The organism is Streptomyces sp. NPDC035033, from assembly GCF_040636735.1.
Lineage (GTDB): Bacteria > Actinomycetota > Actinomycetes > Streptomycetales > Streptomycetaceae > Streptomyces.
In genome coordinates, this window is record NZ_JBEZUZ010000038.1 from 49653 (window position 1) to 62927 (window position 13275).

The 13275-nt window shown below is 73.9% G+C and carries 13 protein-coding genes, 1 tRNA gene and 1 pseudogene; 10 read left to right on the forward strand and 5 right to left on the reverse strand.

From position 1 onward, the window contains the following. The 8 genes and pseudogenes from AB0E83_RS17710 (at window position 1) to AB0E83_RS17745 (ending at window position 5651) form a co-directional block, all read left to right on the forward strand. Window positions 1–1356: an FtsK/SpoIIIE domain-containing protein gene (locus AB0E83_RS17710; RefSeq protein ID WP_362111904.1), complete on the forward strand. Its 1356-nt coding sequence runs from the start codon at window positions 1–3 to the stop codon at window positions 1354–1356. An 88-nt stretch (window positions 1357–1444) separates the two neighbouring features. After that, entirely contained in the window at window positions 1445–2104 is a 660-nt protein-coding gene (locus AB0E83_RS17715; protein WP_362111907.1) for a DUF2637 domain-containing protein, read from the forward strand. Between the two features lie 17 nt (window positions 2105–2121). Then, window positions 2122–2316 carry a mobile element transfer protein gene (locus AB0E83_RS17720; protein WP_043231506.1) on the forward strand — a complete coding sequence of 65 codons (195 nt, stop codon included), beginning with the start codon at window positions 2122–2124 and terminating at the stop codon, window positions 2314–2316. Window positions 2317–2329: 13 nt separating this feature from the next. Next, the gene (locus AB0E83_RS17725; protein ID WP_107063396.1) at window positions 2330–2488 is read left to right on the forward strand and encodes a hypothetical protein; all 159 of its coding nucleotides are present in this window, start codon (window positions 2330–2332) and stop codon (window positions 2486–2488) included. A 44-nt stretch (window positions 2489–2532) separates the two neighbouring features. After that, entirely contained in the window at window positions 2533–2856 is a 324-nt protein-coding gene (locus AB0E83_RS17730) for a SpdD-like protein (RefSeq protein ID WP_362111911.1), read from the forward strand. Between the two features lie 90 nt (window positions 2857–2946). Further along, window positions 2947–4315 (forward strand): annotated as a pseudogene (gene repSA / locus AB0E83_RS17735) (replication initiator protein RepSA). Further along, a complete protein-coding gene (locus AB0E83_RS17740) occupies window positions 4312–4500 on the forward strand; it encodes a helix-turn-helix domain-containing protein (protein ID WP_189953710.1) in 189 nt (62 codons plus the stop codon). The pseudogene repSA and the gene AB0E83_RS17740 overlap by 4 nt, the downstream one beginning before the upstream one ends. Then, on the forward strand, window positions 4500–5651 hold the full coding sequence (locus AB0E83_RS17745) for a tyrosine-type recombinase/integrase (protein WP_362111914.1): 1152 nt from the start codon (window positions 4500–4502) through the stop codon (window positions 5649–5651). Before AB0E83_RS17740 ends, AB0E83_RS17745 begins: the two co-directional genes overlap by 1 nt. On the opposite strand, the gene AB0E83_RS17750 is transcribed toward AB0E83_RS17745, so the two are convergent. Together AB0E83_RS17750 and AB0E83_RS17755 are read right to left on the reverse strand one after the other, a co-directional pair. Continuing rightward, window positions 5629–6267, reverse strand: coding sequence for a hypothetical protein (locus AB0E83_RS17750; RefSeq protein ID WP_362111917.1), 639 nt, complete (start codon window positions 6265–6267; stop codon window positions 5629–5631). The two genes, AB0E83_RS17745 and AB0E83_RS17750, sit on opposite strands and share 23 nt — an antisense overlap. 115 nt (window positions 6268–6382) lie before the next feature. After that, window positions 6383–6457, reverse strand: a tRNA-Val gene (locus AB0E83_RS17755). A gap of 111 nt (window positions 6458–6568) precedes the next feature. On the opposite strand from AB0E83_RS17755, the gene AB0E83_RS17760 reads away from it, so the two are divergent. Together AB0E83_RS17760 and AB0E83_RS17765 are read left to right on the forward strand one after the other, a co-directional pair. Beyond that, window positions 6569–7975 carry a hypothetical protein gene (locus AB0E83_RS17760; protein ID WP_362111920.1) on the forward strand — a complete coding sequence of 469 codons (1407 nt, stop codon included), beginning with the start codon at window positions 6569–6571 and terminating at the stop codon, window positions 7973–7975. A 59-nt stretch (window positions 7976–8034) separates the two neighbouring features. Next, window positions 8035–8271: a zinc ribbon domain-containing protein gene (locus tag AB0E83_RS17765; RefSeq protein ID WP_362111923.1), complete on the forward strand. Its 237-nt coding sequence runs from the start codon at window positions 8035–8037 to the stop codon at window positions 8269–8271. Between the two features lie 113 nt (window positions 8272–8384). Here the strand turns inward: AB0E83_RS17765 and AB0E83_RS17770 are convergent, their stop codons facing one another. Genes AB0E83_RS17770 through AB0E83_RS17780 form a run of 3 tightly spaced genes read right to left on the reverse strand, consistent with a single transcriptional unit; the run spans window position 8385 to window position 12970 of the window. Beyond that, complete coding sequence (locus AB0E83_RS17770) at window positions 8385–9209, reverse strand: HAD family hydrolase (protein WP_362111926.1); 825 nt, start codon at window positions 9207–9209, stop codon at window positions 8385–8387. Continuing rightward, window positions 9206–11776: a phosphoribosyltransferase gene (locus AB0E83_RS17775; RefSeq protein WP_362111929.1), complete on the reverse strand. Its 2571-nt coding sequence runs from the start codon at window positions 11774–11776 to the stop codon at window positions 9206–9208. Before AB0E83_RS17775 ends, AB0E83_RS17770 begins: the two co-directional genes overlap by 4 nt. Before the next feature lie 18 nt (window positions 11777–11794). Beyond that, window positions 11795–12970 carry an HpcH/HpaI aldolase/citrate lyase family protein gene (locus AB0E83_RS17780; protein ID WP_362111932.1) on the reverse strand — a complete coding sequence of 392 codons (1176 nt, stop codon included), beginning with the start codon at window positions 12968–12970 and terminating at the stop codon, window positions 11795–11797. Between the last annotated feature and the right edge of the window lie 305 nt (window positions 12971–13275).

Sequence of the window (13275 nt, forward strand, 5' to 3'; positions counted from 1 at the left end):
ATGCGGTGGTTGATCGCCGCCGTGGTGTTGGTCGCCGTCCTCGCGGGTCTCCTGCGGTGGCGGCGGCCCGCCTGGTACTGGCTCTCCTTCGGCGTCACGTTCGCCACCTGCCGGGTCCTCGGCCGGTACCGGGCGGTCATGGATGCCTGCGGGCTCACCGTTCCGCCGCCGCGCTGGCGTCTCGCCATCGCCCGGATGGCGAACCGGCCCGTCCCCGAACCGCGGGCGCCGCGCATCCTGCGGCTCCGGCCCACCCGTACCGGGCTCGTCTTACGGTTGGGGCTCCGGCCCGGACAGGACGCCTTCGACGTGGCGGCCTCGTGCGACCGGCTCCGGCACTCGTTCGGGATGTTCGGGGTCACCTCGCGGGAGATCCGCTCCGGTGTGGTCGAACTGCGGATGACCGGGTACGACGTGCTCCGGCGGGTTCAGATGCCGGCGCGGGCCGAACGCTCGACCATGCGGGTGCCGGTCGCCCTCCGCGAGGACGGAGACGTCCACTACCGCGACTACCGGACCACCCCGCACGCCCTCACCATCGGCGCCACCAAGTCGGGGAAGTCGGTCTACCAGCGGAATCTGGTTGCCGAACTCGCCGCTCAGGAAGTCGCCTTGGTGGGGATCGACTGCAAGCAGGGGGTGGAACTGTTCCCTCTGGCCCGGCGGTTCTCCGCGCTGGCAGACAACCCCGACACCGCCGCCGACCTGCTCGATGCCCTCATCTCCCACATGGAGGACGTCTACCAGCTCATCCGCGCCGAACAGCGCATCACCGCCGACACCCCGGACGCCGACATCGCCGCCGACATCTGGGACCTCCCCGACCACCTCCGCCCCGTTCCCATCGTCCTCCTCGTGGACGAGGTCGCCGAACTCGCGCTCTTCGCCACGAAGGACGAGGAGAAGCGGCGCGACCGGATCATCACCGCCCTCGCCCGGCTCGCCCAGCTCGGCCGCGCCGCCGGCATCTACCTGGAGATCTGCGGGCAGCGCTTCGGCTCCGAACTCGGCAAGGGCATCACCATGCTCCGCGCCCAACTCAGCGTCCGTACCGCCCACCGCGTCAACGACGAGACCAGCGCCAACATGGCCTTCGGCGACATCGCACCGGATGCCGTCCTCGCCACCGTCCAGATTCCCGTCTCCGCTCCCGGCCTCGCCATCACCGGCGACGCGTCCGGCGGCTGGTCCCGCATCCGGACGCCCCACACCTCGCTCCGCGCCGCGGTGGACGCCTGCAACAAGCACGCCCACCTGACCCCGGACCTGCCCGCGCTCGACGCGTTCCGGCCGGTCCTCGCCTCGCCCGCCGTGCCTGTGGCCATTCCGGCCCCGACGGCCCCGGATTCTCCCTGAGGCTTCCCGCTCTCCTGGCCGGCGCGGCCTCCTCGCGCCATGTCCCTACCCCCGCCATGCCCGAAACGCCCACCAAGGAGGTGCCGTCATGACCAGCAAGCTCCGCGTCGACGCCGTGCTGGTCCAAGCCCTGATCGCAGGTGCGCTGTCCTTCGCCCACCTGCACGACCTGGCCGCCGCTGCCGGGCAGACCGGATGGAAGGCGTGGGCCTACCCCGTCTCCGTCGACCTCCTCCTGGTCGCCGCCTGGCGCCGGCTCCGCGCGGACGGCTCGTCCCGGCTCGCCTGGTGCTGGTTCCTGGTCTCGCTCTTCGCCTCGCTCGGCGCCAACGTCGCCACCGCCGGCTTCCTCGACCTCGCCGACCCGCCCGCCTGGCTGCGCTTCGGCGTCGCCGGATGGCCCGCGGTCGCCTTCCTCGGGGGGACGCTCCTTGCCCACTCCGCGCCTGCCCCCGCCCCGGCCGTCGAGCCGGAACCTGCGGAGCCGGAGTACGTACCTGAACCGGATGACAGCGGGGACGCCGAGCTCGTGACGCAGCTGGGGAACGAGCCGGTGGACGTGCCCGCCCTTCCCGCCTCTGCGCCCGAGCCTGCTCCCGCCGTTCCGGCCGCGCTCGTCGAGCACGCCCGCAAGGTCGCCGCCGACCACCACACCCGTACCGGCTCCCCCATCGACACCGACACCCTCCGCGCCCGCCTCGGCGTCCCCGCGCCCATGGCCAGCACCATCGCCGCCCAACTCGCCTGAACCGGAAGGAGAACGGCATGTCCGCCCGAGACCACTTCCACTCCCTGATGCGCATCGGCCCCGTGCAGATCGGCACCCACCGCGACCGCCACGGACGCACCAAGTACGCGGCCGTCTGCACCGCCGACCGCTGCGGCTGGTCCGCCGACTACTCCAGCTCCTCGGCCGCCCAGCTCGCCGCCCGCACCCACCGCTGCCGCCCCACCGACTGAACGGAGACCGTCCGTGGACGTCCCGCTCTGGTTCACCCTCCTCGTCGTCGGCGCCCTCGGCATCAAGTTGATCCGCCCGCCCTGGTGGCTCGTCGCCGTGCTCCTCCTCGGCGGCTTCCTCCTCGCCGACAGCCTCCTGGCCCCCGTCATCGACGCCGCCGTCTCCGAATGACCCGACCCGTACAGATCCGACCCGCCCGGAAAGGAGAACCACCCATGCTTCGCCCCAAGGTTCCGACCATGCCGACACCGGTCGGCGTCACCGCGCCGCCCGCCGTCGTCCAGCCGACCGCCGTGGAGCCCGCGCCGCAGACCATGCCCCCGGCCTCGGCCCCGGTCGTCCCGGCCGCCCGGCCCACCGTCCAGATCACGCCCGGCAGCGTCCTCGCCGTCGTCGGCGCCGGCGCCGCCGTGGTCCTGGTCGTCGGCACGGTCCTGGTCTCGATGCTGCTCGCGACCGCCGTCACCGCCGCATCGGTCGCCGTCTGCGCCGTCGTCGTCCGCTCGCTGCTCACGTCCCCGAACAAGCGCCGCCGCTGACCGGCCCCCGGGCGGCCTCGATACCGCCAAGCATCCGCCGCCCGGGAGCCGTACCCCTCGCCGATCTCTCGACCGGAAGGAAGACCCATCATGGCCCAGCCCATCGCCGCGACCGCGGCGGGCCTGGACCCGGCCACCCTGCACGACGTCCTCCGCGTGGCCGCGAACCCCGACTTCGACCGCTGGAAAGACCAGGTGCACCGCACCGGCGGCTGCTCCGACCCCATCCACCTCACCGGATGGTCCCTCGCCAAGGACCGGACCTCCGGCGAGACCCTCCGCCGGTACTCGACGGAGACCGAACCCGGCGGGCGCCTCCGCGTCGCCTGCGGCAACCGCCGGGCCTCCCGCTGCCCCTCCTGCGCCCACACCTACGCCGGGGACACGTACCACCTGATCCGCGCCGGCCTCGCCGGTGACGAAACCAAGGACATCCCCGCGACCGTCCGCGACCACCCTCGCGTGTTCGCGACGCTCACCGCCCCGTCCTTCGGCCCCGTCCACAACCGGCCCGACCGGGGCGCCTGCCGCTGCGGCACCCGCCACTCCGAGAACGACCCCGCCCTGGGCACGGCCCTCGATCCCGACTCGTACGACTACTCCGGCGCCGTCCTCTTCAACAACCACGCCGGACAGCTCTGGCAGCGCTTCACCAATCGCCTCCGCCGCGAACTGGCCGCCCGCGCCGGGCTCACGCAGCGCGCGATGAAGGACGTCCTGCGGGTCTCGTACGGGAAGGTCGCCGAGTTCCAGAAGCGCGGCGCCATCCACTTCCACGCCGTCATCAGGCTCGACGGACCGGACGGGCCCGGCAGCACCCCGCCCTCCTGGGCCACCGTGCGGCTGCTGGACGACGCGATCCGGGCCGCCGCCGCGCACCCGTACACCACCGTCACCGTCCCGGCCGCCGGGGAGCAGCCGCGCCGGCGGTTCCAGTGGGGGCGACAGCTCGACGTCCGTCCGGTCAAGGCGTTCGGGGACGGCTCCGACATCACCGAACAGGCCGTGGCCGCGTACGTCGCCAAGTACGCCACCAAGGCCGCCGAGACGACCGGCAGCCTCGACCGCCGGATCGGTAACCGGGAGGTGCTCGACCTCCTGGACGTCCCCGACCACCCGCGCCGCCTCATCGAAGCCTGCCTGGACCTGGCCCCGCTCTACCCGGACCGGAAGCTCACCGCCTGGGCTCACATGCTCGGCTTCCGCGGCCACTTCTCCACCAAGTCCCGCCACTACTCGACCACCCTCGGCGCCCTCCGCCAGATCCGCGCCGACTACCGCGCCGCCCAGGAAGGCCACGCCTACCCGGACACCGTGCTCGTCCTCGCCACCTGGCAGTACGCGGGCCACGGCCACTCCCCCCGGCGAGGCCGCCCTCGCCGCCACCATCGCCCGGGACATCCACCTCAACCGCCAGACCGCACGGGAAGCACTCCGCCTGGAAGGAGCCGCCGCATGACCACCGCCACCGCCGAACTCCTCACCGTCCCGGAGGTCATGGAGCGGCTCAAGCTCGGCCGTTCGACCGTCTACGACCTCATCCGGTCCCGCCGTCTGGTCTCGATCACCGTCGGCCGGTCGCGCCGCGTCCCCATCGACGCCGTCCGGGACTTCATCGACCACCAGATCGAGGAGGCCGCCTGATGGCAACCCAGCGCAAGCGCAACCCCAACGGGGCCGGCACCATCACCCAGCGGTCCGACGGCCGCTATCAGGCTGCCGTCTACGTCCTCCAGCCCGACGGCACGCGGGCCCGGAAGTTCGCCTACGGCAAGACCTGGGCCGAGTGCGACGCCAAGCGCCGCGCGCTCCTCGACAAGGTCGACAACGGCGTTCCCGTCTCGACCCGTTCCATGAAGCTCTCCGAGTGGCTGCCGTACTGGCTGGACAACATCGTGAAGCCGCGCCGCAAGAAGACCACCGCGGCCAAGTACGAGGTGCACGTCCGGCTCTACCTCGTCCCGATGCTCGGGTCCAAGCGGCTGGAATCCCTCGGGGTCGCCGACGTCCGGCGCTTCCTCGTTCAACTGGAGAAGAAGACCAGCGCCGCCACAGCCAAGGAGTCGCACCGCGTCCTGCGCACCGCCCTCACCGCCGCCTGCCGTGAGGAGCTGGTGAGCCGGAACGTCGCGACGCTCGTCGAGCCGCCGACCGTCGCCGCCCGGGAGCTCTCTCCCTGGTCCCTGGACGAGACGCTCGACTTCCTCGCCGCCGCCCGGAAGGACCCGCTGTACGCCGCCTTCGTGCTCGCCATCGCCCTCGGCTTCCGCCGCGGGGAGGTCGTCGGCCTTCGCTGGGAGAACGTCGACCTCGACAAGCGGGAGATCCGGGTCAGGACGCAGCGGCAGCGGGTGGCCAGGGAGGTGTACGAGGACGACCCCAAGGGGCGCCGGCGCAAGCAGACGCTTCCCCTCCCCGCGATCTGCGTCGCTCCCCTGCGGTGGCAGCGGCTCAAGCAGGCCGCCGCCCGCGAGCGTGCCGGGGGGAAGTGGACGGAGACCGGGTACGTCTTCAGCACCCGCACCGGCCAGCCCATCGAGCCGCGCAACCTCTACCGCTCGTTCACCCGCGTCGCCAAGAACGCCGGTCTCCGCGTCGTCCGGCTGCACGACGCCCGGCACGGTACGGCGACCCTCCTGACCGCCGCCGGCGTCCCGCCCCGCGTCGTGATGGAGATCCTCGGGCACAGCCAGATCGCCGTGACGATGAACGTGTACACGCACGTCGTCCAGGACACGCAGCGGGAGGCTGTGAGTCACGTGGATCGGCTACTCAGGAGCCGCCCTCGGCTGTAGGGCCTTCGAGGTCAGTCCACCGGCTCGACTGATCGGCTACCCAGCGGAGGACGGCGTCACGGACCTCCGTCTGGGAAGCCGATCGCGTCCGCTGACGCTCACCGGTCGTACCGGCTCGGTGTTCCAGCTCATAGACGGCGTCCTCGGCAAGCAGGACCTGGAAGTAGCAGTCACCTTCGTCGTGGTCGGTCAGCCGCTGGAGAACCACGTACTGCCGCTCCCCCAGCCCGGCCAGCATCGCCTCGACGGCGGCGGCATCAGGGTCGTACGTCATCTGTCCGTCGTCGGTCAGCGCGACGAGCCTGAGGGGCCTGAGGTCCCTCCTTCGCCTCCCCTCCTGGGTCCACTGCCGCTCCTGGGCGGTCAGGAGAGTCGGCGGAACCGGTGGGCCGTCGGGGTTGTACACGGCTATCGGGTCGTCCGGGTCCGACCACGAGCCCACCGTCCACAGGCGGTACACGTGGGCACCGCCCTCCGGCAGCGGCACCGACAGCGTGGCCGGCGCGGGAGGGCCGGGGATGCAGCGGCCCACGTCCTCCCCGTACGGGCCCCCGTGGAAGACGGCGTGCATCCAGCCCTTCGGCGGTCTCCCGGTCGTGTCGAAGACGTCCTCCACCGCTCCCCCTCGACGGAGTCCCGGTCCTGGAGCTCAAGCCGCAGTGACCATGGACGTTGATGTCAGAAATAGATGTCAAAGGCCCCTCGCCAAGATCGGCGAGGGGCCTTTGCACTGGTGGGCGCGGACGGTTTCGAACCGCCGACATCTGCTTTGTAAGAGCAGCGCTCTACCCCTGAGCTACGCACCCGTGGGAGGAGGCAACAGCCTACACGGAGGGGACGGGCGGATCGCAAACCCGTGGGGCGGGGGCGGAGGGCGAACTGATCGGGCCGTGTGTTCGTCCTTGGTGGGTGGGAGAATGGTCGTTCGGACGGCCTGTTCTACGGAGACAGCACGGGAGAGGGACGTGGCGGCGAGCGACGCGAGGGGTGGGGCGGCGTCCGGGGGGATCTCTGTGGTGCGGCTGGCGGTCGTGCTGCCGCTGCTCGTGGGGGCGGTGCTGCCGCAGGCGTTCGCGGGCGGGGGGACCCGGCGGTGGTTCGGGGGGCGGGGGGAGAGCCAGCGGGCGGAGGCGCAGGCGGCGAAGGACGCGGCGGCGGCCGCGTTCTACGAGCTCGACACCGCGCAGCGCGGGCTGCGGATCACCCTGGAGACGATCACCGCCGTGGACGGGTCGCCCGAGGCCGGGCGGGCCGTCGAGGAGTTCGCGGCGCTGGGGCGGCGGATCGACGAGGTGTCGCACGCGTACATCTCCGCCGTCGACGCGCACGATCTCGACCGCGAGGAAGTGGACGCCGCGACGGCGAACCGGGCCCGGGGGGAGCTGACCCGGGCCCGGGAGGCGCTGGAGCGGGTCAAGGAGGAGCTCGACCGGTTCGAGGGCGGGCTCGCGCCGCTGCTCGACCGGGCCGAGACCCAGCTCGCGCGGCTCGCGCCCGCCGTGGAGCGGGCCCGGCAGGCGCTGCGAGGGGCGAGCGACGCGCTCGACTCCGTACGCGGGCAGGGGCTGCGCGCCGACGACCTGGCGGCGCGGCTCGCCGCGCTCGGGCCCGAGCTGACCCGGCTCAACGAAGGGGCCGGGCGGCACGGTGCCGCCGAGACGCTGCAGCGCGCCGACCGGGTGCTGCGGGAGGCCGAGGCGGTACGGGTCGAGGCCGGGCGGCTGCCGGAGCGGGCCGCCGAGATCGACAAGCGGCTGGTGTCGCTGCGGACCCGGGCCCAGGCCCTGACGACCCGCGCCGAGGCCGTCGAGCCGGTGCTGTCGGAGCTGCGCCGGCGGTACTCGCTCGCCTGCTGGCAGGACCTCCAGCACGTGCCGGAGCAGGCCGCCGCGGCCGTGCGGCAGGCGGAGGAGCGGCTCGCGGAGGCCGCCGCGGCCCGGGCCGAGCAGCGGTGGCCGGACGCGACCGCCCGGCTGTCGACCGTACGCGCCCTGCTCGACACCACCGGGGAGGCCGTGTCCGCGGCCGGTGACCGGCTGCGGCGGCTCGACGCGGTCGCGAAGGACCCGCGCGTGGAGACGGACCGGGCCAGGTTCGCGGTGCGGGACGCGCAGCGGCTCGCCATGGAGGGGCGCAACCGGCCCGACCCGCGCCACGCCCGCCCCCTCGACCAGGCGGTGGAGCGGATCGAGCGGGCCCTCGCCGGGCTCGAGGGCCGCCACCCCGACTACTGGCACTTCCTGACCGAGCTGGAGGCGGTACGGGCCGAGGCCGCGCGCGTCGTCGCCGCCATCCGGGAGGAGCGGGGGGCCGGCGCCCACTGACCGGGGGCGGCCGCCACGGGGCACTGACCCGCGGCGGTCCGCGCCGTTAGCCTGGGCCCATGCCTCGTTACGAATACCGCTGCCGCACCTGTGGTGACACCTTCGAGCTGAGCCGGCCGATGGCCGAGTCCTCGGCGCCCGCCTCCTGCCCCGCCGGGCACGACGACACCGTGAAGCTGCTGTCGGCCGTGGCAGTCGGCGGCTCGGCGTCCGCCTCCTCCGGCCCCGCCCCCGCCGCCGGTGGTGGCGGGGGCGGGGGCGGGGGCGGTTGCTGCGGGGGTGGCTGCTGCGGCTGACGCAGTTCACGCGACTGACGCGGCTCACGCGACTGATGCGGCCCACGCGGCTCACGCGGAACGAATCGGTCGGCGTCGGGCTGTCCGACGCCGGCCCCGGCCCGGAACCGCTCTCAGGACAGCGCCGCCGCCCTGAAGCGGCGGAGGATCTCCTCGCCCGCCGCGACGCCCCGCTCCGCGAGGACGTCGAGGTGGGGGGCGGTCCAGGCGGTGTCGGCGAGTTCGCCGTGGCCCGGGCGCCAGGCGCGGTCCGCGGCGAGCAGCAGGTCGGCGTCGAGGAGCGAGTCGCCCGCGGCGAGGGTGAGCGCGGCGCCGGTGCGCCGGGCCACCTCGCGGACGGCGGCGCTCTTCGTCAGCGGCTTCGGCACCGCGTACACCTTGCGGCCCTGGAGCGAGACCGTCCAGCCGCGGTCGCCGGCCCAGGCGCCGAAGCGCGCCAGCCAGTCCTCCGGCAGCCGCTCGCGCTCGACGACCAGGTAGGCGAAGAGGTCCTCGGCGACCCGGTGCTTGCGGACCCAGGACAGGTCCGTCGTCGCGGTGAGGTAGGCGCGGATCTCGGAGAGCGGGGCGCACTCGTCGGCGAGCCTGCCGAGGACGGAGGCGTGCCAGTCGTCGTCGGTGACGCCGTCGACGAGGATGTGGCCGCCGTTGGCGCAGATCGCGTACTTCGGCGCGCTGCCCGGGAGTTGGATGCGCTGGTACTGCTTGCGCGTCCGGGTGGTGGTGGGCACGAAGACGGTCTCGGCGGTGAGCCGCGCGAGGAGTTCGGCGGCCTCCTCCGTCATGTACGAGAGCGGCTTGGACTCGTGGACCTCGACGCACAGCAGCCGGGGCGCCTGCGCGTCCGGCATGCCGAGGGCGAGGGCCGCGGTCGAGTAGATGAGGGTGCGGTCGAGGTCGCTGGCGACCAGCGTCGTCGTGGGGGCGGCGGCGGTCATCGGGACGCCACCGCCTTGCCGTCGGCGCCTGTCGCACCCCTCGTGTACTGGGGGTGGATCAGGCCCACGCAGCTGTACGGGAGGCCGTCGACCTCCTCCACCGGGACGCCGCGCTGCTCCGCGAGGAGGCGGACGTGGGCGAGGTCGGCGTCCGCGCCCCGCCGGGCGAGGACCTTCCAGGGGACGCGGCGCAGCAGGACCCGGGTGGTCTCGCCGACGCCGGGCTTCACCAGGTTGACGTCGTGGATGCCGTACTCCTCGCTGATCCGCTCGACGGCGGCCCAGCCCTCCCAGGTGGGGGTGCGGTCGGCGGCGAGGAGGTCCTTGACGTCGGTGTCGACGGTGTCGGCGACCTCGTCGAAGCGGGCCTCGACGGTGTCGAGGAAGGTGCCGGAGACGTCGGCGCCGGCCAGTTCGCGGTAGAACTTGGCGCCGTGGAAGTCGTCCGGCCCGACCAGGTCGGAGCGGAGCACCGTCCGCGATATCAGGCCGGAGACTGTGGAGTTGAGGCAGGCGGAGGGGATGAGGAAGTCCTCGCGGGTGCCGTAGGTGCGGACGCAGGAGCCGGGGTCGGCGAGGACCGCGATCTCCGGGTCGAAGCCGGCGAACTCCTCGGACTCCCGCAGGGCGGCGGCGAGTTCGCGGGTGATGGCGCCCTTGCCGGTCCAGCCGTCGACGAAGACGACGTCGGCCGGGTCGTGGTGGGCGGCGAGCCAGCGCAGCGCGTTGGCGTCGATGCCGCGGCCGCGGACGATGGAGACGGCGTAGTGGGGCAGGTCGAGGCCGTGGCGCCACAGGGCCCAGCGGCGCATGAGGACGCCGACGGGGGTGCCGGCGCGGGCGAGCGAGACGAGCACCGGGCGGCCGGGCCGCTCGGCGAGGACGGTCTCGGTGACGGTGCCGACCGCGTGGGCGATGCGGGCGGCGGAGGACTCCAGGGCGCTGTGGAAGAGCTCCTGGTAGCGGGCGCTCGGCTGGTATTCGACGGGCAGCGACTCGGCGTAGTGCGCGCCGCCGCTCTGGATGGCTTCCTCGCGTTCCTCGGTGGGCGCCTCCAGCTCGACGTCCGAGAGGTCCTGGAGCAGCCAGCCGACCTCCTCGGGGGCGTACGAGGAGAAGGCGGGGCCGCGGAGGGGCTCGGGCAGCATGGAGCTCCTTTCGGGAGCTTCGGTTGCGGGCGCGGCCACCGGTTCCGTGGCCGCCTGAGGTGCGTACGGGGGGACGGCGCGGGTCTCGTCCGCGGGGACGGCCCGCGGCGCGTACGAGGGGACGACCGCCAGCACCACGTGCGGAATGTGCGCGGCGAGCTGGGCGAGAAGGCCGTCCGGGGCGTGCAGGGCGGGGGTGTCGGCGGCCGAGTCGACGACGGCGACGACGGCGTCGAAGCCGCCGCCCGCGACGTTGTAGGCGTAGCGCTCGCCGGGGCCGTCGGCGGGGTCGTCGTGGGCGGGGAAGACGAGCCGGGTGCGGATGGCGTAGCCGGGGTCGTCGACGGCGAGGACGGGCGAGCGGGTGGTGGTGGAGTACCGGACGTCGAGCCCGGCGTCCTCCAGGGCGCCCGCGAGCCGCAGCGGCGCGTACATCAGCTCCTCGAAGCCGAGGACGAGGACGCGGGGGCCGGGGCCGGCGGGCGCGGCCGGGGTGTCCGCGGCGGGGGCCGCGCCGCCCTCCAGCGCCTCGGCGAGCGCGGCCGTCATCGCCGGCAGCGCCTCCTCCAGGCGGGCGCGGTGCTCGGGCGTGAAGCCGTGCCGGCCGCCGTCGGGGACGTCCGCGGGCCAGTCGAGGGCGACGCGCACGGGCGCGGCGACGGCGGCGAACCCGGCGCGGACCCGCGGTGCGGGGGCCGCCCCGCCGGTCGTGCCGGGCGCGGGTTCGTGGCGGGCGACGAGCTCCTGGCCCTTCGCCAGGACGCCGTCCGGGAGGCGGACCGTCCCCGCGGCGAGGGTGAGGAGGTCGACGCGGGCGCCGATCTCCGCCGCGAAGGCGGTGAGGCGGTCGCGGTCGGCGGGGCCGCGCATGTCGACCAGGGCGACGACGACGTACCGCTCGCGCGGGTAGCGCTCGTGGAGGCCGCGGATGGTGTTGAGGACGGTGTTGCCGGTGGAGAACTCGTCGTCGACGAGGACCAGCGGCCCCTCCCCCGCCAGCAGCTTCGGGTCCTCGGGCAGCAGCAGGTGCGAGGTGGCGTGGGAGTGGGACTCCTCGAAGCCGCCCGCGGTGGCGACCCCGGCGACGGGGCGGCGGGTGGAGTGGAGGTAGGGGGCGGCGCCGAGGCCGTCGGCGACGGCGTGGCCGAGGGCGGTGGCGGTCTCGGCGTACCCGAGGACGACGGCCCGGCCGGCCTCCTCGGCGCCGAGGAGCTCGCGGACGCGCAGGCCGAGGCCGAGGCCGGAGCCGTACACGACCGAGGGGTGCTGCGGCACGTGCTTGCCGAGCACGCTGGAGACGAGCAGGTGGGCCCGCTTGGGGTTGCGGCGCAGGGCGAGGCCCAAGAGGGACGGCAGCTCCTCGTCGCCGATCAGTTCGACGCCGAGCCGCTCCGCGACCCACGTTCCGGTCCACACCACGTCGCCGCAGTCCTTTCGTCAGCCGGCGAGGCCGGCGGTGAGCAGTTCCACGAAACCGACGTCCTCGCGGGCGACGCCGAAGGCCTCGGCGCGCAGGAGGGTGCGCTCGGCCCAGGCGCGGTGCGGTTTCACTTCGTTCATCTTGTTCGTGTAGGCCGAACGGAGCACCCCGCCACCGTCCTGTTCCGGCCGCAGGATGTCCTGGGCGTCGCTCCACTCCTCGTGGCTGACCACGGAGAGGGCGTGGACGGGCAGCACGTGGGTGGGGTGGATGCAGGTCTTGCCGAGGAGGCCGTTGGCCCGGTCGAGCTCGATCTCGCGGAGCAGGCCGTCCATGTCGTGCTCGATGAGGGCGGTGCGCAGGTCCTCGGCGCGGCCCTCCAGGAAGGGGCTGCGGCGCAGCTGGGGCTTGAAGATGCGCTCGCCGGGGCGGAAGTACTCCCAGACGGGGCCGGTGATGGTGAAGCCGGTGCCGTCGGCGCGGCCGAGGACGTTGACGACGTCGGAGATGACGTGCGCGACGACCTTGACGTCGTAGGCGGTCATGTCGGGCGAGCGGCGGAGGCCGTAGGCGGAGCAGAAGTCGGTGACGCCGAGGCGGAGGGCGAGGACGCGGTCGCGGTGCTTGTCGGTGACGGCGGCGATGCCGGCGAGGGTCTCGGCCCGGGTCTCCAGGTGGAGGAGCTCGGGGGACTCCAGGACGGGCATGGCGTAGAGGCGGCGGCCGGTGGCGCGCTCGGCCTGGACGAGGGCCTCCAGGAAGGCGCTGCCGCGGGCCTCGGTGAACTTGGGCAGGACGAATCCGGACAGCAGCTCCACGGTGTCGCCGAGGCGGGCGGTGAGGTCGGTGATCTGGCGCGGTTCGCGGACCCGGACGAAGAGGAGCGGGACGCCGGGGCCGCCGGCCGCCCGCTCGTCGGCGAGGTCGCGGAACTGGCGGACCAGGTTGGCCTCGCCGGCCTCGACGTCGGCGTCGCTGATCGAGTCCTCCAGGCAGAGGACCATGGAGACGACGCCGCGGGCGGCCTGCTTGCGGATGTCGGCGGCGAGCCGGGGCCGGGTGGCCGGGCTGTAGAGGGTGGCGCCGAGGGCGGCGGCGAGGACGCGAGGGGGCGAGTCGGCGGTGAACTCGGCCGGCTCGCGGTGGAACAGCCCGCTCCGTACCGCGGAGGGGATGTACCCGAAATGACGCATATGAGTTCCCCGTCTGCTTGCCTGGGCCCGGACGACATGTGGCCGGTAATAGTACGTAGGTGCGGGTGTCCATAGTTCCCTCCCCGCATGAAATCCAGGTAACCCGCCCGCGTCCGGCCCCGCCTTCCGCCCCGATTCCGTCAGGTACCCGGCCCGGGTACCACGGGGGCCGGCCCGGGTACCGGAGCCGTACGCCCGGCCCGGGCGCCGCCGTACGTCCGGCGTACCGGGCCCGTACGCCGGGGCGGTACCGGAGCCGTACCCCCGGCGGTACCGGGACCGTACGTCCGCCGGGTACCGGAGCC